The 21,071-nt window shown below is 60.9% G+C and carries 14 protein-coding genes, 1 other RNA gene and 1 pseudogene; 6 read left to right on the forward strand and 10 right to left on the reverse strand.

Annotated features, from left to right (window positions below; translation table 11 throughout):
- Positions 1–99 precede the first annotated feature (99 nt).
- Complete coding sequence (locus ACZRN6_RS01525) at positions 100–849, forward strand: substrate-binding periplasmic protein (RefSeq protein WP_464007056.1); 750 nt, start codon at positions 100–102, stop codon at positions 847–849.
- 72 nt (positions 850–921) lie between these two features.
- Here the strand turns inward: ACZRN6_RS01525 and ACZRN6_RS01530 are convergent, their stop codons facing one another.
- The 3 genes and pseudogenes from ACZRN6_RS01530 to ACZRN6_RS01540 all read right to left on the reverse strand — a co-directional run.
- Positions 922–2,613: a putative bifunctional diguanylate cyclase/phosphodiesterase gene (locus ACZRN6_RS01530; RefSeq protein ID WP_322143933.1), complete on the reverse strand. Its 1,692-nt coding sequence runs from the start codon at positions 2,611–2,613 to the stop codon at positions 922–924.
- An 18-nt stretch (positions 2,614–2,631) separates the two neighbouring features.
- Complete coding sequence (locus ACZRN6_RS01535; RefSeq protein ID WP_464007163.1) at positions 2,632–3,873, reverse strand: methyl-accepting chemotaxis protein; 1,242 nt, start codon at positions 3,871–3,873, stop codon at positions 2,632–2,634.
- A pseudogene (locus ACZRN6_RS01540) lies at positions 3,871–4,464 on the reverse strand (PAS domain-containing protein); the annotation flags it as partial. The gene ACZRN6_RS01535 and the pseudogene ACZRN6_RS01540, both read right to left, overlap by 3 nt.
- Before the next feature lie 192 nt (positions 4,465–4,656).
- Here ACZRN6_RS01540 and ACZRN6_RS01545 point away from each other — a divergent pair.
- Positions 4,657–4,971: a helix-turn-helix domain-containing protein gene (locus ACZRN6_RS01545; RefSeq protein WP_003219061.1), complete on the forward strand. Its 315-nt coding sequence runs from the start codon at positions 4,657–4,659 to the stop codon at positions 4,969–4,971.
- A gap of 147 nt (positions 4,972–5,118) precedes the next feature.
- On the forward strand, positions 5,119–5,490 hold the full coding sequence (locus ACZRN6_RS01550; protein WP_464007057.1) for a VOC family protein: 372 nt from the start codon (positions 5,119–5,121) through the stop codon (positions 5,488–5,490).
- Here the strand turns inward: ACZRN6_RS01550 and ACZRN6_RS01555 are convergent.
- Positions 5,404–6,372: a DMT family transporter gene (locus ACZRN6_RS01555; protein WP_464007058.1), complete on the reverse strand. Its 969-nt coding sequence runs from the start codon at positions 6,370–6,372 to the stop codon at positions 5,404–5,406. The two genes, ACZRN6_RS01550 and ACZRN6_RS01555, sit on opposite strands and share 87 nt — an antisense overlap.
- A gap of 97 nt (positions 6,373–6,469) precedes the next feature.
- Here ACZRN6_RS01555 and ACZRN6_RS01560 point away from each other — a divergent pair, with 97 nt between their 5' ends.
- The gene (locus ACZRN6_RS01560; protein ID WP_322143930.1) at positions 6,470–7,333 is read left to right on the forward strand and encodes a LysR family transcriptional regulator; all 864 of its coding nucleotides are present in this window, start codon (positions 6,470–6,472) and stop codon (positions 7,331–7,333) included.
- 201 nt (positions 7,334–7,534) lie between these two features.
- Here the strand turns inward: ACZRN6_RS01560 and ffs are convergent.
- From ffs to ACZRN6_RS01590, 6 genes are all read right to left on the reverse strand, one after another.
- Positions 7,535–7,631: signal recognition particle sRNA small type (gene ffs, locus ACZRN6_RS01565), an RNA gene on the reverse strand.
- A 210-nt stretch (positions 7,632–7,841) separates the two neighbouring features.
- Entirely contained in the window at positions 7,842–9,005 is a 1,164-nt protein-coding gene (locus ACZRN6_RS01570; protein WP_322143929.1) for a zinc-binding metallopeptidase family protein, read from the reverse strand.
- A 138-nt stretch (positions 9,006–9,143) separates the two neighbouring features.
- Entirely contained in the window at positions 9,144–11,513 is a 2,370-nt protein-coding gene (gene ligA, locus ACZRN6_RS01575; protein WP_464007059.1) for an NAD-dependent DNA ligase LigA, read from the reverse strand.
- 87 nt (positions 11,514–11,600) lie between these two features.
- Positions 11,601–12,452, reverse strand: coding sequence for a cell division protein ZipA (gene zipA / locus ACZRN6_RS01580; protein WP_322143927.1), 852 nt, complete (start codon positions 12,450–12,452; stop codon positions 11,601–11,603).
- 259 nt (positions 12,453–12,711) lie between these two features.
- Positions 12,712–16,200 (reverse strand): chromosome segregation protein SMC, encoded by a 3,489-nt coding sequence (gene smc / locus ACZRN6_RS01585; protein WP_464007060.1) that lies wholly within the window; start codon positions 16,198–16,200, stop codon positions 12,712–12,714.
- Between the two features lie 2 nt (positions 16,201–16,202).
- Positions 16,203–16,862, reverse strand: a complete 660-nt coding sequence (locus tag ACZRN6_RS01590) for a GntR family transcriptional regulator (protein ID WP_010176400.1) — start codon at positions 16,860–16,862, stop codon at positions 16,203–16,205.
- A 280-nt stretch (positions 16,863–17,142) separates the two neighbouring features.
- Here ACZRN6_RS01590 and xdhA point away from each other — a divergent pair, with 280 nt between their 5' ends.
- On the forward strand, positions 17,143–18,591 hold the full coding sequence (xdhA, locus tag ACZRN6_RS01595) for a xanthine dehydrogenase small subunit (RefSeq protein WP_464007061.1): 1,449 nt from the start codon (positions 17,143–17,145) through the stop codon (positions 18,589–18,591).
- Entirely contained in the window at positions 18,584–20,983 is a 2,400-nt protein-coding gene (xdhB, locus tag ACZRN6_RS01600) for a xanthine dehydrogenase molybdopterin binding subunit (protein ID WP_464007062.1), read from the forward strand. Before xdhA ends, xdhB begins: the two co-directional genes overlap by 8 nt.
- Positions 20,984–21,071: the final 88 nt, after the last annotated feature.

Raw genomic sequence — 21,071 nt, forward strand, 5'->3', positions numbered from 1 at the left:
AATGCTAGCGGAGCAAGGGGGAAATTGCATCCGGCACGCTCGTCTAATCTGACTAAGCTGGTCTAACCAAGCCTATAAAAGGCTGAACCCGGAGAGTTTATGCGCGCAGTCCTGGGCGCCTTGTGGATGATTGCCACGGTCAGCCTGGCGGCGCCCGCACCTCTGCGTTTCTCCATTTCCGACAGCTGGACCATGCCCATGGTGCAACTCGACCAGGGCCAACCGACCCAGGGCATTTTGTATGACCTGATGTTGAGCCTGGCGACCAAGGTTGGGCGCCCCGCGAAATTCCATGTACTGCCCCGTGCACGCATCGACACCGCCATGGAGCGCGGCGCCGTGGACGTACGCTGCTACGTGACACCCGCGTGGCTGAATAACCTGTCGGGCGACTACACCTGGAGCATCCCGCTGATGGTGCAACGCAATGTGCTGGCTACTGCACACGTGCCGCCGCTGTCAGTGCGGCTGGACAGCCTTGCCCCGCAACACATCGGCACGGTGCTCGGGTATAGCTACCCGACCCTGGAGCAGCGCTTCGCCAGCAGCCAGCTTGCTCGCGACGACAGTCGCAGTGAAGAACAGGTGCTGCAAAAGCTTGCGGCCGGGCGTTTCAAGTACGCGGTGATCAACGAATGGATCCTCGACCGTTTCAATCAGCAATTACCGCCTACACAGCGCCTGCACACGGTGGCCGTGATCGAGGAGCAGAGCCTGGGTTGTTACGTGCGCAATGACCCGCAGGTGCCGGGGCAGCAGATCCTGCGCACGTTATTAAGGATGAAAATGTCCGGCGAGATTGATGAAATCATCCAGCTGTATATCGGGAATAGCGCGCCCTCCCCTTAAGATCATCTGATGTACTCTGTGGTGAGGGAGCTTGCTCCCTCACCACAGCAAGCTCCCTCACCACAGTAAACATCACTCGAGCTTTTGCCACTGCAGCGGCGGTGCAAATCCCTCCACCCAACCCGGCACATCCCTCGCCGGCATCGGCCGGGCGATGAAATAGCCTTGCGCCACTTCACACCCCATGCGCATCAACAGCTGGCCGTGCTCCAGGGTTTCCAGGCCCTCGGCGATCACTTCGCGGCCAAATGCCCGGGCCAGGCCAATCACCGCCTTGGTCAGCGCCAGGTCGTCCTTGTCGTGCAGGATGTCGCGCACAAACGACTTGTCGATCTTGATGGTCTGGGTCGGCAGACGCTTGAGGTAGCTCAGGGAGGAATAGCCGGTGCCAAAATCATCCAGGGAGAACTGCACGCCCAGCGCCTGGCAGGCCTCCAGGTGCTGGGTGACGCGCTGGATATTGTCGATGGCCACCGACTCGGCGATTTCCAGGTCCAGCCGGTGCGGCTCCACCTGCGGGTATTGCGCCAGCAAGCCTTGCAGCCGTTCAACAAAATCCTCGCGCTGGAAATGCCGCGCCGCGATGTTCACGCTCACCGACCACCAGTGCCCATGCAGTTGCCAGCGGTGCATCTGCGCCAGCACCTGGGCGATCACCCACTCGCCAATGTCGACGATCAGGTCGGTCTGCTCGATCAGCGGCAGGAAGTCCCCCGGCGTCACCAGGCCACGCTCGGGATGCTGCCAGCGCAACAACGCCTCGAACCCCACTACCGTGCCACAGCGCAAGTTGACCTTGGGCTGGTAATGCAGGCACAACTGGCCAGCGGCCAGAGCCTGGCGGATCTGCTCTACGGTCTGGTGGCTGGCCTTGACCTCCTGCTCCAGGGACACATCAAACAACTGGTAACGGTTGCGTCCGCTCTGCTTGGCCACATACATCGCCTGGTCGGCATGGCGCAGCAAGGTGTCGGCGTCCTCGTCATCCAGGGGAAACAACGTGACGCCGATGCTGGCGAACACGTTCAGCTCCGCGCCCTGGATCGAGTACGGCTCCGAGATCGCCTTGAGAATGCGCAGCAAGGCGCCGTTAAGCTCATCGATATCGCGCACGTAACGCAGAATCAGCACAAATTCATCACCAGCGAGCCGGGCGACTACGTCCTCGCCGCGAATGATCTCCCGCAATCGCGTGGCCACCTCCACCAACAACAAATCACCACAGGCATGCCCGTAGCCATCGTTGACCGCCTTGAAGCCGTCCAGGTCCAGCATGCACAGCGCCAGCGGGATGTCTTCGCTGCGGGAGAACTCCAGGGATTGGTTGAGCAACTCGGACAGATAGGCACGGTTGGGCAAGCCGGTCAGCACGTCGTGGCCGACCCGCCATTGCAGGGTGTGCAACAACTGGCGTTTTTCGCTGACATCAAAGCGGATCGACACATACTTCTGCACCTGCCCGGTCTGTTCATCGAGCAGCGGCACCATGGTGCTGTCCACCCAGTACAGGGTGCCATCCTTGGCCCGGTTGCAGATTTCCCCACGCCACACCCGGCCTTCGCTGATGGCTTGCCACATGCCCTGGAAAAACGCCTCAGGGTGCAGCCCGGAACTGAGGATCCGGTGGTTTTTCCCCAGCAACTCGTCACGCCCGTAGCCGGACACGCCGCAGAACTGGTCATTGACATACGTGATGCAGCCCGCCAAGTCCGTCTCGGAGAAAATGGCGGCTGCATCCACGGCCCTGCGGTATTTCTCGTCCATGAGTCAGGCTCACTTTGGCTAGCGGTTGAACCGCTCGACCAGGGCGCGCAACCCGGAAGAGATGCTTTCGAGTTCCCGGCCACGGGTGACTGCAGCGTTGGCAGTGCCCGCTGTCTTTTGCACCGTGGCGGCAACGTTATTGATCTGTTGTGAAACGTCCTCGGCGACGTGGGATTGCTCCTGCGAGGCGGCAGCCATTTGCTGACTCATGTCGGTAATACGCTCCACCGCCTGGCGAATGCCTTGCAGCGCCTGTTGGGCCTCAAGCACGTGTTGCACGCCCTGCTCGGCTTCGTGAATCCCCAGGCTCGCGATCTCGACCGCCTCATCGGCGCCGGCCCGCAGGTTCTGGATGATGCCCTGGATCTGCTGGGTCGACTCCCGCGTCTTGCCCGCCAGCGCGCGTACCTCATCAGCCACCACCGCAAAGCCGCGGCCCTGTTCGCCGGCACGGGCCGCTTCAATGGCCGCGTTAAGGGCCAGCAGGTTGGTCTGGTCGGCGATCGCCTGGATCATGCTCGCGGCCACCTGGATCTGCTGGGTCTGCCCGGCGAGGTTGCCCACCGCCTGGTTGATCTGGGTGACGGTGCCGGCCAGCAATTGGATCGCCTCACGGGAAGTGCCGGCCACCTGGCTGCCCTGCTCGGCGAGGGTGTTGGCGGTGTGGGCTTCACTGGCGGTTTGTTGCACGTGCACCGCCACTTCGGCGATGGACGCGGCCATCTCGGTCATGGCGGCGGCGGTCATGTCGGTCTCGGCACGCTGGTCCAGCAGCGCCGATTCGGTGGTGCTCGACAGCACGCTGGAATGAGCGGCAGCTTCAGCCATCTGACTGGCCAGGTCGCTGAGTCGCGTAAGGGCGGTTTTAAGCCGCGCTTCTTCGCTGATCAGGATCATTTCCAACTGCGCGGCCGGCCCTAGCGCGTCGCTGTAGGTCATGGCGCTGATAGGGTCGGAAAAGGTGTTGGGTGTGCCCTGCACAATGCGCTTGAGCTGCAGGCCCAAGCGTTGATGGCCCCAAACGCCCACACCGAGAAACAAGCCGACGGTCAACGCTTGGGCCCACACGCCGGGAATCAATTGGAAGGCAGCGAGGCTGGCGGCGGCGGCCACCAGTGGCAAAGCCATGACCTGGGCCGCACACGCCAGGCGCCGCACCGGCGAGACCGCCGCGCCGCCGGCCTGCAAGCGCGCGTACAGCGCTTCGGCTCGCCGCACCTGTTCGCGAGTGGGCTTGACCCGCACCGACTCGTAGCCCATCAACCGTCCGTCTTCAAGAATCGGCGTCACATAAGCACTGACCCAATAATAATTGCCATTCTTGCAGCGGTTCTTCACCACGCCCATCCAGCTGTGCCCGGCCTTGAGGTAGCTCCACATCAACTGGAATACGGCGGGCGGCATGTCGGGGTGGCGCACCAGGTTATGGGTGCTGCCGATCAGCTCCGCCTGGGTAAAGCCGCTCATGGCGGCAAACTCGGCGTTGCAGTAGGTAATGTGGCTATTGATGTCAGTCGCGGAAATTAGCCGTTGCTGCTCCCCAAAAGTCTGTTCAACAGCAGTGACCGGCAAATTGAGACGCACGTTAAAGCTCCATGGACAGCATTCGATCACGCGCTTGGCCACCGGGTAGGCAGGGCGGGCGGATTCGTATTTCCAGTCGGGCTGCGCCGTCGATCGGCTGGTTGGCCGCAAAGGTACGCAACCCACGATTTTGCACAGCAATTCATCATCCGTTCGGTGATGATCAACTAGGCTTGAATTCGGGTATCCGGCACGTGGGGCGCAGTGATGCGTGGCACTGACGAGCGACATTTCAGTCCCTGCCAAGCGTCCGTTTTTTGGGCACATTTATGAGAGCAAGGAGAAAGCAATGATTTCCTGTTTCATAAACCTGCCGCCTGAAACGAGACCACCAAATACTTGTCCTAGATGCCAATTCTACGAATTACATCACATTTTGCAAGAAAAGGTGATGGTACATGCGGTTGTCTAATTTCAAGATTTATCGTTAAGTTCTTGATTCTAAATGGGAATTGAGCGATGCACATTTCAAGTTTGGGTCCAGCCATCAGACGTTACCGCAAGGTCGCAGGGCTTACTCAGGCTGAACTAGGTGAAAAAACCGGTTTTGACCCTAAAACCATCAGCCGCTTCGAAACCGGCACCTATACACCCAGCGTCGAGGCTCTGTTCTTGTTCGCAGAGGCGCTGGGAGTGAAGCTCAAAGTCTTTTTCGCAGACCTGGTCGACGAAGAGGAGCAGCGCGCTTATCTGTTCGGTGTCATTCATAAAGCCACCCCGAAGGATCTGGGAAAGCTGATCGCAGCGGTAGACCAGGCCTTGTCCAAGCCTTAGAGCTCGCAACATTGGTGCACGCAATAAAAAGAGCAGACAGCGAAACTGTCTGCTCTTTGCTTGATGACTCCTGACATGAACTGACAGGACAGCCCCTTAGACTTGGGACTGAGCCGCGCCATTGCCGCGTACTATCAGGGAGTCATCATGAATAGCATTGCCCAGTATTTTTTGTTGTACGTCGACAGCCCCGCCACCAGCGCCAACCTCTACAGCCACCTGCTGGACAAGCCGCCTGTGGAGCTGGGGCCGACCTTTGCGTTGTTTATCCTCGACAACGGCGTGAAACTCGGCCTGTGGTCGCGCCACACCGTAGAGCCTGCGGCCCAGGCTACGGTTGGTGGTGGCGAGGTGGGATTCTGCGTCGCTGACGTGGCAACGGTCGATGAGTTGCACGCGCGCTGGGGCGAACTCGGGTTGAGTATCATCCAATCACCGGTCGAGGCGGATTTCGGTTACACCTTTGTCGCCCAGGACCCCGACGGTCACCGCCTGCGGGTGTTCACCGCGACCCCCTGAAGGTTTGCGGCGCCAGCGCCCTTCCAGGCTGATGGCGCCGACACTGGCCAGCACGATCAGGCCCCCCAGCACCACGCGCAGCGAAACCTGCTCGCCCAGCAGTGTGGCGGCCATCACCATCGCCACCGGCGGCACCAGGTACAACGCCACTGAAGCGCGGCTGACCTCCACATGCCGCAACACATAGGCCCAGGCCAGGTACGCCAGAGCGCTGGGGAAGGCGCCGAGCAGCAGCACCGCCAGGTTGGCTTGGGTTGATGCCTGCGACACCACTGCCGGCAAGCCCGGCAAGTAGACACACAGCAGCAAAGTGCCCGACCACACGGTGTAGCACACGGTAGTCAGCGGGCTGTAGCGCCGCGAATAGTGTTTCTGAATCGTGAAGTAAAAGCTCCACGACAACGCCGCCACCAGGATCATCAAGCCACGGGGATCGATCTCGCCCAGGCCATGCTCGCCCCAGATCACCACCAACACCCCGCTCAATCCCAGCAGTACGCAACCCCAGCGCCAGCCGGTGACCCGCTCCTTCAAGGCAAAAAACGCCACCATCACGGTAAACAGCGGAACCGACTGCGCCAGCACACTGGAGGCGGCGGCCGTGACAAATTGCTGGCCGAAGTTAATGGTCAGGTGGTGCAGGAAAATCCCGAAGAACCCCAGCACCAACAACCACGGCAGGTCCCGCAGGCGTGGCCGCTCGATTTTCATGACCAACGCGACGCCGGCCATCAATACCGAAGCAATCAGGAACCGCCCCAAGGCCAACTGGCCAGGGCTGTAGCTGTGCAAGGCCATATGCACACCAATCGGCGAATACGCCCAACAGAGGATGACGCTGGCAGTGACTAGCGTAAGCTTTACGGGTGACGGGGCTTTCATGAACGGCGTCCAGCAGTGGGAATGCTGCCAGTCTTGGCCCCGGCAAGACGCAGGACAATTAACCGTTTCTGACTTCTGTAATCACTGGAACTGAGCAATGGAACTGGCCCAACTGAAAATGGTGAAAGCCGTGGCGCAAACCGGCAGCGTGGCCCAGGCCGCCCTGCAATTGCACTGCGTGCCGTCCAACATCACCACGCGCATCAAGCAATTGGAAAGCGAGTTGGGCACCCCGCTGTTCATTCGTGCCGGGCGCGGGTTGGCGATCAGTGCTGCCGGTGAAGTATTTCTGGACTACTGCGAACGCATCCTGGCGTTGGTGGAAGAGTCCAAGCGTGCCGTCGACAGCAACGCGATCCCCCGCGGCAAGCTGCGCATCGGTGCGGTAGAGTCCAGCGCCAGCGGGCGCCTGCCACCGTTGCTGGCTGAATACCATCGACGCTATCCGCAGGTAGAACTGGAACTGGTAACCGGCGCGTGGGCCCAGCTACTGGACGACCTGCAACACCACCGCATCGATGCCGCATTGGTGGCCGCCGGCGGCAAACGCCCGAAGCTCGAACAAAGCGTGGTCTACAGCGAGCGCCTGGTACTGATCGCCAGCGCCTCCAGCGCGCCCATCGAAGATGCCCGGGACCTGGCCGGCCGCACGCTGCTGGTCTGGCCGCTTGGCTGCCCGTATCGCGCCGCCCTGGAAAACTGGCTCAAGCCCCACGACATCAAGCCGGCCATCGCCAGCTACGCCAGCTGGGGCACGATCATAGGCTGCGTCAGCGCGGGGATTGGGGTGGCGCTGGCGCCGGAAGGCATCCTGGCGCGCTACGAGCAGGCCAACCAATTGACGTCCTACCGCTTCGACGAATTGGCGGCGGTGGATAACCTGCTGTTCTGGCACAAAGACACCCAACGCCACCTGGCGCGGGATGCATTTGCGGGGCTGTTGCGGGAGACGTTCGGATGAGGCTCATGCATAGATAAAACCAGGCATCGTGCCAGTATGCAGATAACTACCCATTAAACTCTCCAGCCCGATTGTTGATGCGCAGCAGAAAACGCTTCGCAGTCAAGGGACAGGAAGGCAGCGATATATTTTGGGTTTGTTTCGACCGATTCAGTCGTACAGGATATTTGTCGAACGACAAATAAAGCGTTATGGAGGCAACCCCACCAGCCACACCCCGGCACACAATGTTCCCGCTGTGGCTGCTGCCTTCCGGCTCTGACCAGGTTCACGGGTAATCGTTGCGGGGGGACCGATGGGGTCACCATAACGACGCTCGCCTCTCGGCAAGCGGGGCCATTGTACCGATCTCATCGGAAGTTACAACCGTTGGCGCGGGATTAAAAATATCTGATGGTTCAAGCACTTGCCTGTGCACGAGTGAGCTTGTTCGCGAAGGACGCCAAGACGCCGCGTTCATTCACGATAGGCGCGTTATCGTTGACGACCTTCGCGAGCAAGCTTGCTCCTACAAGAGCACCACCTCATCCGCCCGGCCGCCCTCTTGCTGGATCACCAGGTGAATGAAGTGCAGCTTGGCAATCACCGCCGGCGGCAGGACGAACGGGTAGAAATCCGGCTGGCCCATGCTGCGGGACAGTTCGTTGAGCATGCCGGCCAGTTCGATCCAGGCATTGACGAATGACAGGAACGCCGCGCCGCCCGGATGTTCAGGGTCATACAGCGTGCTGAGGGGGAACGGCTGGTAATCCAGGTCCATCTCCCGGGCGCTCATGCCGAAGCCCAGCGCGGTGTCGACGGCGTCCATCATGTGCAGGTAATGCGCCCAGGTTTCCGCCCAGTCTTCCCACGGGTGCATGGTGGCGTAGGCGCTGACGCAGGTTTGCTGCCAGTCTGGCCGCGGGCCGTTCTGGTAGTGCTGCTCAAGGGCGTCCGCGTAGCTGGCGCGCTCATCGCCAAACAGGCTGCGGAACGGCTCCAGCCAGTGGCTGCTGGCGATCAGGCGGTCCCAGTAGTAATGGCCGACCTCATGGCGAAAATGGCCGAGCAACGTGCGGTAAGGCTCGCGCATCTGTACGCGGATTTTCTCGCGATGGGCGTCGTCGGCTTCCTTGATGTCGAGGGTGACCAGGCCATTGGCGTGGCCGGTGGTGGGTGCGTTGCCTTCCAGGTCGATGCCGACAAAATCGAAGGCCAGGCCAGTGTCTTCATCGACGGTCTTGGGAACCACCTGCAAACCCAGGCTGATCAGTTGCGCCACCAGCCGGCGCTTGGCGGTTTCGACCTTGCGCCAGCGTTCGGGGTTTTCCGGGATCGACAGGTCGGGAATGGTGCGGTTCAGGCTGCAGGCTACGCACAAGGTCTGGCCATTGTCGGCGGGCAGCAGCCAATTGCAGGCGGCGGGCGTGTCGAGGTTGGCGCAGCGGCGAAATGCGCCGGCTTCAGGGTCGGCGTCCAGCAGCCAGGTGTCGGCGTATGGACCGGGCTGCAGGGATGACAGGCGACTCTGCTCCGGCTGATAGCCCAGCAGCGCCGAGCAGGCCAGGCACTGGCTGTTGCGAAAGAACAGCGACTGCCCACAGCGGCACTGCCAGACCTTGCTGTTGCGCGAGGTCTCGGCCATGAACGGTGCGGCAATGCGCGAACTGAGTTGTTCGAAGAAGCGGTACATGGCGATCTCTCCCTGGGCTGCCCAAGACTAGATCATTTCCTGAAGATGATCGTTCCCATCAATTGCAGGAGCCGGCTTGCCGGCGATGGCGATCTTGAAACCGCCATCGCCGGCAAGCCGGCTCCTACAGGATCAGCGTCAGGCAACGGTTATGCCGTGCTGGTTGAGGAAGGCCACGAACGCCTCTTCATCCAGCACTTTCAGGCCCAACTCACTGGCCTTGGCCAGCTTCGAACCCGCGCCCGGCCCAGCCACCACGCAGTGGGTTTTCGCCGACACCGAGCCCGCTACCTTGGCGCCCAGGCTTTCGAGTTTTTCCTTGGCGACATCGCGGCTCATCAGTTCCAGGGAGCCGGTGAGCACCCAAGTGTGACCGGCCTCGGGCAGGCCTTCGACGACCTTCTTCTCACTCTGCCAGTGCATGCCGAAGTCCTTGAGCTGTTGCTCGATGGCCAGTGCGCGCCGGGCGTTTTCTTCGATATCGAAGAAATCCCGCACCGCCTTGGCCTGCTTCTCTGGCAACGCTTGGCGCATGTCGAGCCAATCGGCCTTGATCACCCCTTCAAGCGAGCCAAACTTGTCGGCCAGCTTCTGCGCGGCGCCCGGGCCAACGGACGGCACGTGCAACTTGTCGAGCAAGCCGCCCAGCGTGGTGCTGGCCGCAAACTCGGGGCTCAGGTCGCCCTGCTCCTGCAACGTCAGGCCGCACTCGTCTTTGGAGATCAAGGCACCAATCACTTGCTGGTTATGGCTGTCTTCAAAGAAGCTGTGTATCTCGTGCGCCACCTCCAAGCCAACGTCCGGCAAGTACGTCAGCACTTCCGGCAAGGCCTGCTGCACACGCTCCAGGGACGCCAGCGAGCGCGCCAGCACCTTGGCGGTCTCCTCGCCTACATCGGGAATGCCGAGGGCGTAGATAAACCGTGCGAGGGTCGGTGTCTTGCTGTTTTCAATGGCGGTGATCAGCTTCTTGCTTGAGACATCGGCAAAACCTTCCAGGTCGATGATCTGCTCGTACTTGAGCTTGTAGAGATCAGCCGGCGAGCCGATGAGTTTTTCGTCCACCAGTTGCTCGATGGTCTTGTCGCCAAGCCCGTCAATGTCCATGGCCCGGCGCGAGACGAAATGAATGATCGCCTGCTTGAGTTGAGCACCACAGGCCAGGCGCCCGACGCAGCGATACACAGCGCCTTCGCTGACAGTTTCCTTGCCCTTGCTGCGCTTGACCAGTTGCGTGCGTTCAACGTGAGAGCCGCACACCGGGCAGCTCTCGGGGATCTGCACCGCACGGGCGTTTTCCGGGCGGCGCTCGGTCACCACCGACACCACCTGCGGGATCACATCACCGGCGCGGCGGATGATCACGGTGTCGCCGATCATCAGGCCCAGGCGCGCCACTTCGTCCATGTTATGCAGGGTGGCGTTGGACACGGTCACACCCGCGACCTTGACCGGTTTCAACCGTGCCACGGGCGTTACCGCGCCGGTGCGGCCGACCTGGAACTCAACGTCCAGCAGTTCAGTCAGTTCTTCCATGGCCGGGAATTTATGGGCAATTGCCCAACGCGGTTCACGGGCACGAAAGCCCAATTCGCGTTGGTAGGCAATGCTATTGACCTTGAACACCACACCGTCGATTTCATACGGCAAGGCGTTGCGCCGCTCGCCGATATCACGGTAGTAATCCAGGCATTCCTGAATGCCCTTGGCCAGTTTCAGCTCGTGGCTGATGGGCATGCCCCACTTCTGCAATTGCTGCAGGTTGCCGATATGGGTATCGCTAATGTCAGCGGTCACTTGGCCAATGCCATAACAGCAGAATTCCAGCGGACGGCTTGCCGTAATCTTCGAGTCCAGCTGGCGCAGGCTACCCGCAGCGGCGTTGCGCGGGTTGGCAAAGGTTTTGCCGCCGACTTCCAGTTGCGTGGCATTCAGCCGCTCGAAACCGGCCTTGGACATGAACACTTCGCCGCGCACTTCCAGGGTCGCCGGCCAGCCGCTGCCGTGTAGTTTCAGCGGAATATTGCGCACGGTGCGCACGTTGACGCTGATGTCTTCGCCGGTGGTGCCATCGCCGCGCGTGGCGCCACGCACCAACTCACCGTCCTGATACAGCAGGCTGACCGCCAGGCCATCAAGCTTCGGCTCGCAGCTGTATTCCACCGCCGCGCCAGCGCCAAACAGATCGCCCACTGGCAGGTCCAGGCCTTCGGTTACCCGGCGATCGAATTCAAGCATCGTGCTTTCATCGAAAGCGTTACCAAGACTGAGCATCGGGATTTCATGACGCACCTGAGTAAACGCAGACAATGCCGCGCTGCCGACCCGCTGCGTCGGTGAATCACGGGTGACCAGGTCCGGGTGCTCGGCTTCAAGCGCCTTGAGCTCGTGGAACAACCGGTCGTACTCGGCGTCCGGAATGCTCGGTTCGTCGAGGACGTGGTAGCGGTAGTTGTGCTGATCCAGTTCAGCGCGCAGTTCGAGGATGCGGGTGTGGGCGGCGGTCATGGGTGTTCTCTCATAAAGCAAAAGAGCAGCCGAAGCTGCTCAATATGTTAGTGCATGGATTCTACAGGCAACGCTTAAGATTGGACCTTAGCGCTTCTGTGTCAGGGCGCGACGCTCGAACTCGACGATGCGCTGACGGTAGTGCTCGATGGTCTGGGCGGTCAGGACGCTGCGTTGATCGTCCTTGAGTTCGCCATTGAGTTCCTGGGACAGCTTGCGGGCTGCGGCCACCATCACGTCGAATGCTTGTTTCGGGTGACGCGGGCCTGGCAAGCCGAGGAAGAAACTCACCGCCGGGGTGCTGAAATGGTCGATATCGTCCAGATCAAAGATGCCCGGCTTGACCGCGTTGGCCATGGAGAACAGGACTTCACCGTTGCCGGCCATGCTTTCGTGGCGATGGAAAATATCCATCTCGCCAAAACGCAGGCCGCTTTCCAGAATATTTTGCAGCAGGGCCGGGCCTTTAAAGCCAGCGGCGTCGCGGCAGATCACGCTGATCACCAGCACCTCTTCGGCAGCCGGTTGATCCTTGACGGATTCTTTATGAGAACTCTTGGCCGGGGACTCATCCGGGAAGTCATCGTCACGGCTGCTGAAGCTCGGGCCTTCTTCAAGGTCCAGGTTCAGGTCGCCCTGGGACGGCTCGCTGGCAGCGCCACGCTTGCCGCGCTTGGGCTCGCGAGCTTCACGCGCCGGGGCGCTCATCGACGGCAGGTCGTGCTCGTCCAGGTGCGGCTCTTTATGGTTGTCCAGAACACGGGGCGGCCCCAGCAGCTCGGCGCTGCTGTCGTCGTCCGGTAAATTGGACAGGTTGCGGTCCAGGCGGAATTTCAACTTGCCCTTGCCGCCGCGCATCCGGCGCCAGCCATCAAAAAGAATACCGGCAATGACAATAATGCCGATGACGATCAGCCACTCGCGCAGACCGATTTCCATGTAATCCCGTGCCTCTAATAAAAAATGCTGAAAAATAAGGGGTTTAGCACCGTGCAAACCGCTTTAAAACGTGGCGCCAACTCTATGTTCTGAATGACGTTTTGCCCACGCATACGAAAATTTGACATTAAACTAGCACGACCAAAGATAACTTTACACCGTCTGTCAAAATGCCTTGAACAAATATGTCCATTTGCCACTTTTCCCAGACAGGTAAATCACCTTACGTCCTGCACAAAATCCTCCTTCGAGGTGCGGCTCAGGATTCCACCATCGCCATCGCCTCTTCAACATCCACCGCTACCAATCGCGAACAACCCGGCTCGTGCATCGTCACGCCCATCAACTGATCGGCCATTTCCATGGCGATCTTGTTGTGGGTGATATAGATGAACTGCACCGTCTGGGACATCTCTTTAACCAGGCGGGCATACCGTCCAACGTTAGCGTCATCCAGCGGGGCGTCAACTTCGTCGAGCATGCAGAACGGCGCCGGGTTCAACTTGAAGATCGCAAATACCAGGGCCAATGCGGTCAGTGCCTTCTCGCCACCGGACAACAAATGGATGGTACTGTTCTTCTTGCCCGGAGGCCGCGCCATGATCGTTACCCCTGTATCGAGTAGATCTTCGCCCGTCAGTTCCAAGTAAGCGCTGCCACCACCGAAAACTTTCGGAAATAACGCCTGTAAACCGCCATTAATCTGATCAAAGGTATCTTTGAAGCGATTACGGGTTTCCTTGTCGATCTTGCGGATCACGTTTTCCAGAGTGTCCAGGGCCTCCACCAGATCGGCGTTCTGCGCGTCCAGGTAACGTTTGCGCTCGGACTGCTGCTGGTACTCGTCAATCGCCGCGAGGTTGATCGCGCCCAGGCGTTGAATGCGTGCGGCAATCCGCTCAAGTTCTTCTTCGGCGTCTTTCTCGTTGGCCTGGGCGGTCAGGGTGTTGAGCACGCCGTGCAGGTCGTAGCCGTCTTCCAGCAACTGGTCTTGCAGGGTTTTGCGGCGCACCGTCAGGGCCTGCCATTCCATGCGCTGCTGTTCGAGCTGGCCACGGATCAGTTGCGACTGTTGCTCGGCCTGGGTCCGGCGTTTTTCCGCATCACGCAGTTCACGGTCGGCGTCTTCCAGGGCGATTTGCGCGGTCTTGAGCTCTTCGTCAACGGTCATGCGCTTGTCGAGCAACTCTTCGAGTTTGAGGCGCAGCTCCTCCAGCGGGGCTTCGCCCTCCTCCAGATTGAGGCTCAGTTGCTCGCGCTTTTCGGTCAGGCGTTCGGACTGCATTTCCAGGCGCTCAAGGGCCTGGCGCGTGGAATCGTGCTGGGCGCGCAGGGAGCCGAGGCGCACGGCCAATTGATGGGCGTGGTCCTTGTGCTGGCGGGCTTCCTGGCGAACCCGGTCGAGGCGCTCACGCAGGCTGTCGCGCTGGGCCAGCAGCAACTCACGCTGCTCGGTGTCCAGGGCCATGCTGTCGAGGGCTTCCTGCAGTTGCAGGCGCGCTTCGCCGACTTGTTCGTGTTCGAGGGCGCGTTGCTCGCCCATCTCGGCCACTTCCTCGTCGAGACGGGTACGGCGCAGGCTCAGTTGCTCGACCTTGGCCTTGCTCGCCGAGAGCTGGGCTTTCAATTCACCTTGCTGGCGCGCTTCGTCCTGCAACAGCCGGCGCAGGTGTTCACGACCGGTCTCTTGTTGGCGCTGGGTGGCGCGCAGGGTTTGCAGCTGGTTTTCCAGGGACTCAAGCGTCGCCTCGCGCTCTTCGCGCTCGGCACTCAGGTTGACGATTTCCTGGCCACGGGCCAAGACGCCGCTTTGCGCTTCACTGGCGCGGCGCACCCGCAAAAAGTGCCGGCCCACCCAAAAACCGTCGCGGCTGATCAGGCTTTGCCCGGCCGCCAGTTGGCCGCGCTGGGCCAGCGCCTGCTCAAGACTGTCCACCGGTTTGACCTGGCCGAGCCAGGGCGACAGATCAATCGCCGCCTCGACCTTGTCCAGCAGGCTGCCCGGTACGCGTGTGCCGTCTGCCGCGGGACTGAGCAAACGCAGGTCGCCCTGGGCAAAACCTGCCAGGTCAAAGCCACCAAAATCATCCACCAGCACCGCTTGCAGGTCGGCGCCGAGCACGGTTTCTACCGCCAGCTCCCAACCGGCTTCAACCTTCAAGCCTTCGGCCAGGCGCGGACGCTCGGCCAGGTGCTGGTCGCGCAGCCATTCGGCCGTGCCGGTGTCCGGGTCGAGCGCCGCCTGCTGCAAGGCTTCCAGGGACGCCAAGCGCCCATTGAGCCGCTGCAAATCACCTTGAGCGGTTTGCTGTGCCTGGGTCGCCTGTTGCAGTTGCTGACGCAATTGCTCCAGGCGCTCCACTTGTTGTTCTTCGCTGGCTTCCAGCTCTTCCAGGGTCATTTCGCTTTCGGCGAGCTTCTCGCTCAGGTCGAGGATCGCCGCGTCTTCAGGGTCGGCAGCGAGCAGCACGCGCTCTTCCACCAAACGCCGCTGACGCTCGGCCAAACGCTCCATGCTGGTTTCCAGTTGCTGGATGCGTGACTGCTGCACCTCAGCCTGGCGGCGCGGCTCGGCAGATTGCAGGTTGAAGGTGTCCCACTGCTCCTGCCAGCCGTGCATGGTGGTTTCGGATTCTTCCAGTGCCGCAGCGGCTTCCTCGGCAGCGGCGCTGGTAACTTCCTGCTCGGGGGTGAGCATGTTCAGCTCCTCACCCAGGGTCAGCAGCAAGGTGCGGTCGTGGCCCAGGTGAGATTCGGTCTCCAGGCGCGCGCGTTCGGCTTCTTTCAAATCATCCTGCAACTGGCGCAGGCGCTGCTGGCCGTGCTGGATGCTCTGCTCGACCCGGGCGATATCGCCGCCCACCGAATAGAAGCGCCCCTGCACCAGATTGAAGCGTTCGGACAAATCATGGTGACCGTCCCGCAGGCGCTCGATGCTGGCGTCGGCATTGCGCTGCTCGGCCACCAGGGCTTCGAAGCTGATTTCCTGGGTGCCGATGATCGCTTCGCGCTGGCCTACCTGATCATTCAACGCCTGCCAGCGCAGGCCCGACAGTTGTGCCTTGAGTTGGCGCTCCTCGCCCTTGTATTCCTGATACTTCTCGGCGGCCTGGGCCTGGCGGTGCAGGCGCTCCAACTGGCGCTCCAGCTCTTCACGCAGGTCGGTCAGGCGGGCGAGGTTTTCATGGGTACGGCGGATACGGTTTTCGGTCTCGCGGCGGCGCTCCTTGTACTTGGAGATGCCGGCCGCCTCTTCGATAAAGTTACGCAGGTCTTCAGGCTTGGCTTCGATCAGCTTGGAGATCATCCCCTGCTCGATGATCGAGTAACTGCGCGGGCCCAGGCCGGTGCCGAGGAAGATGTCGGTAATGTCCCGGCGACGGCACTTGGTACCGTTGAGGAAGTAGCTGTTCTGGCTGTCGCGGGTGACTTTGCGGCGGATGGAAATTTCCGCATAGGCCGCGTACTCGCCGACAAGGGTGCCGTCGGAGTTATCAAATACCAGTTCGATGCTGGCCTGGCTCACCGGCTTGCGGCTGGTGGAGCCGTTGAAGATGACGTCGGTCATCGACTCGCCACGCAGGTTTTTCGCGGAGCTCTCGCCCATCACCCAGCGTACGGCGTCGATGATGTTCGACTTGCCGCAGCCATTGGGCCCCACCACTGCCGCCATGTTACTGGGGAAGTTCACCGTGGTCGGGTCGACGAAGGATTTGAACCCCGCCAGTTTGATGCACTTGAGCCGCACGCTTAGGCGTCCGCCAACGCAGCGATGACCAGCGAGCAACTGCGCTCGCCGTAGGCCGAGAGCACCTGGCGAATCTGCGGCAGGTCACGGGCCAGCACGGCGGCGAGCAATTGCTCGAACAGCACCAGGTACTCGCTCATGGACGCCTTGCGCTGATCCAGCGCCAGGTAATAGGCACGGTTCATCGCCGGCTGCAGGTTCTCGACGGTTTCCTGCAAATAAGGGTTGTTGGCGAACGGATAGGCGGCGCGCATCACGTTGAAGCTTTCTTCGACGAAGGCGCGGATGTCCTGGCGCTCGAAGCTGGCGATCAGGCGCTGCTGGATCTGCACAAACGGCGCCATGTCGGCCTGGGTCTGCCAGCCGGCGGCAACAGCGTTACCCAGCAGGATGTACAGCTCACCCATCAGCGTGCACAGGCTCTGTACCTTGTGGGCGGTGAGTTCGGTGACGTGGGCGCCACGGCGCGGCAGGATCGCGATCAGGTGGCGGCGCTCGAGAATCAGCAAGGCTTCGCGCACGGAACCACGGCTGACATTGAGCGCCAGCGTGACCTTCTGCTCCTGGATCCGCTCCCCAGGCTTGAGGTCGCCGCGAATGATACGTTCGGCGAGGTGGTGAGCGATTTGCTCGGCAAGACTATCCGGCGCCTTGAACGTCATGTTTTCCCTTCAAAATCTTCTATCAGCACAAGCGCGGCAGTGTAGCGCACTTGCCCATTGATGGCGTACGGCCCACAACGTTGAATTTGGCATGAAATAAGCAGCCGTTAAAGTCCAGAAGCCCCCAAAAACGGCGGTTCCAGAGAACTGGACCATAATTAAAGATGTTGAGATCGCAATTTCTTGACCTTTCGGTCAGAAAATCGTTGACCGAAAAGTCAGACATGACTAGATTCGGCGCAAAGCGGTTAACAACAATAATGAGTCTGCGAGGCCTTCCGTGATCCAGTTTTTACTAAACCAGGAGCTCCGTAGCGAGCACGCCCTGGACCCGAACCTGACCGTGCTCAACTATTTGCGTGAGCACCTGGGCAAATCCGGCACCAAGGAAGGCTGCGCCAGCGGCGACTGTGGCGCCTGCACCGTGGTAGTCGGCGAGTTGCACACCGACAATCAGGGCGCCGAGCAGATCCGCTATCGCAGCCTCAACTCGTGCCTGACCTTTGTCTCGTCCCTGCACGGCAAACAACTGATCAGCGTCGAAGACCTCAAGCACCAGGGCCAACTGCACAGCGTGCAGCAGGCCATGGTCGAGTGCCACGGCTCGCAATGCGGCTTCTGCACCCCGGGCTTTGTGATGTCACTGTTCGCCCTGCAAAAGAACAGCGAGGCACCCAACAGCCAAAAAGCCCACGAAGCCCTTGCTGGCAACCTCTGCCGCTGCACCGGCTATCGCCCGATTCTCGCGGCTGCCGAACAGGCCTGCTGCAACAAGCCCCAGGATCAGTTCGACCGTCGCCAGGCCGAGACCATCGCCCGCCTGAAATCCATCGCACCGACTCAAACCGGCGAACTGAACAGTGGCGACAAACGCTGCCTGGTGCCCTTGACTGTCGCCGACCTGGCCGACCTTTACGACGCGTATCCACAAGCCCGGCTGTTGGCCGGCGGCACCGACCTGGCGCTGGAAGTCACCCAGTTCCATCGTACGCTGGCGGTGATGATCTACGTCGGCAACATCGAAGAGATGAAGCGCATCGAAAGCTTCGACGACCGCCTGGAAATCGGCGCCGCGACTTCGCTGTCCGACTGCTACACCGCGCTCAACAATGAGTACCCGGACTTCGGCGAATTGCTCCACCGCTTTGCCTCGTTGCAGATCCGCAACCAGGGCACCCTGGGCGGCAATATCGGCAATGCCTCGCCCATCGGTGACTCGCCGCCGCTGCTGATCGCCCTCGGCGCACAGATCGTGCTGTGCAAGGGCAACACCCGCCGTACCCTGGCGCTGGAAGACTACTTCATCGACTACCGCGTGACCGCTCGACAGGACAGCGAATTCATCGAAAAAATCATCGTACCCAAAGGCGTGCCGCTGTTCCGTGCCTACAAGGTTTCCAAGCGCCTGGACGATGACATTTCCGCCGTCTGCGCAGCCTTCAACCTGACGATCACCAACGGCGTAATCGCCGATGCCCGCGTGGCCTTCGGCGGCATGGCCGCCATCCCCAAACGTGCGAAAAACTGCGAAGCGGTGCTCAATGGCGCCACCTGGAATAGTGCCACCGTGGAAAAAGCCTGCGCTGCGCTGGCCGAAGATTTCACCCCGCTGTCAGACTTTCGCGCCAGCAAGGAATACCGCCTGCTCAGCGCACAGAACCTGCTGCGCAAATACTTCATCGAACTGCAAACGCCGCACATCGAGACTCGGGTGACCGCTTATGTCTAACCATCACGCCGTGGAAAAATCCCAGGCCGAACTCGCCGAATTGTTTGCCCAGGACCTGAGCAGCGGAGTCGGTCGCAGCGTCAAGCACGACAGTGCCGCCAAGCACGTTTCGGGTGAGGCGCAGTACATTGATGACCACCTGGAATTCCCTAATCAGCTGCACCTGTATGCACGCATGTCGGACCGCGCCCACGCGAAGATCATTAGCATTGATACCTCGCCCTGCTACGCCTTCGAAGGCGTGCGCATCGTCATTACCCACGAAGACGTACCCGGCCTGAAAGACATCGGCCCGCTGATGCCCGGCGACCCGTTGCTGGCCATTGACACCGTGCAGTTTGTCGGCCAGGTGGTACTGGCGGTCGCCGCCCGCGACCTGGAAACCGCGCGCAAAGCCGCGATGGCCGCCGTGATCGAATACGAAGACCTGGAGCCGGTGCTGGACGTGGTCGAGGCGTTTCGCAAAAAGCATTTCGTACTGGACAGCCACACCCACCAACGTGGTGATTCGGCGGGCGCACTGGCGACCGCCAAAAACCGCATCCAGGGCACGCTGCATATTGGCGGCCAGGAACACTTCTACCTGGAAACCCAGATCTCCTCGGTAATGCCCACCGAAGACGGCGGCATGATCGTCTACTGCTCCACGCAAAACCCCACCGAAGTACAGAAGCTGGTGGCCGAAGTACTCGACGTCTCCATGAACAAGATCGTCGTCGACATGCGCCGCATGGGCGGTGGTTTTGGCGGCAAGGAAACACAGGCGGCCAGCCCGGCGTGCCTGTGCGCGGTGGTTGCGCGCCTCACCGGCCAGCCAACCAAGATGCGCCTGCCACGGGTCGAAGACATGCTGATGACCGGCAAGCGCCACCCGTTCTATATCGAGTACGACGTGGGCTTTGACGACACCGGCCGCCTGCACGGTATCAATCTGGAACTGGCAGGCAACTGCGGTTGCTCACCCGACCTGTCGAACTCGATTGTCGACCGGGCGATGTTCCACTCCGACAACTCGTATTACCTGGGCGACGCCACCGTCAACGGCCACCGCTGCAAGACCAACACCGCCTCCAACACCGCTTACCGTGGCTTCGGCGGCCCCCAAGGCATGGTCGCGATCGAGGAAGTGATGGATGCCATCGCCCGGCATTTAGGCCAAGACCCGCTGGCCGTGCGCAAGGCCAACTACTACGGCAAGACCGAGCGCAACGTCACCCACTACTACCAGACCGTCGAGCACAACATGCTCGAAGAGATGACCGCGGAACTCGAACACAGCAGCCAGTATTTCGAACGCCGCGAAGCGATCCGTCGCTACAACGCCAACAGCCCGATCCTGAAAAAAGGCCTGGCGCTCACCCCGGTGAAATTCGGCATTTCGTTCACCGCCAGCTTCCTCAACCAGGCCGGTGCGCTGATCCACATCTACACCGACGGCAGCATCCATTTGAACCACGGCGGCACCGAGATGGGTCAGGGCTTGAACATCAAGGTCGCGCAGGTGGTGGCCGAGATATTCCAGGTGGAAATCGACCGTGTACAGATCACCGCCACCAACACCGACAAAGTACCGAACACCTCGCCGACCGCAGCGTCCAGCGGCGCCGACCTGAACGGTAAAGCCGCACAGAATGCCGCCGAAACCATCAAGCAGCGCCTGGTGGAATTTGCCGCGCGCAAATATGAAGTCAGCGAGGCCGACGTTGAATTCCACAACGGGCATGTGCGGGTTCGCGATCACATCCTGACGTTTGAGGCGCTGATCCAGCAGGCGTATTTCGCCCAGGTGTCGCTCTCCAGCACGGGCTTCTACAAGACCCCGAAAATCTTCTACGACCGCAGCCAGGCGCGGGGCCGGCCGTTCTACTACTTCGCGTTCGGCGCGGCCTGTTGCGAGGTGATCGTCGACACGCTGACCGGCGAGTACAAGATGCTGCGTACCGACATCCTGCACGACGTGGGCGCCTCGCTGAACCCGGCCATCGACATCGGCCAGGTCGAAGGCGGCTTCATCCAGGGCATGGGCTGGCTGACCATGGAAGAGCTGGTGTGGAACGCCAAAGGCAAGCTGATGACCAACGGCCCGGCCAGCTACAAGATCCCGGCGGTGGCCGACATGCCTTTGGATTTGCGGGTGAAGCTGGTGGAAAACCGCAAGAACCCGGAAGACACAGTGTTCCATTCCAAGGCCGTGGGTGAGCCGCCGTTCATGCTTGGCATCGCCTCATGGTGCGCGATCAAGGATGCCGTGGCGAGCCTGGGTGACTATCGCCACCAACCGAAAATTGATGCACCGGCGACCCCGGAGCGGGTGTTGTGGGGCTGTGAGCAGATGCGCCAGTTGCAGGTGGCGACGGCTGTTGAAACTGAAACTGAGCTGGCTTCGCTTTAGACCGAGGCGCTGCCATCGCGGGCAAGCCCGGCTCCCACATTTTGATGTGTGAACCCAATCAAATGTGGGAGCTGGCTTGCCTGCGATA

Source organism: Pseudomonas sp. A125 (assembly GCF_055409485.1).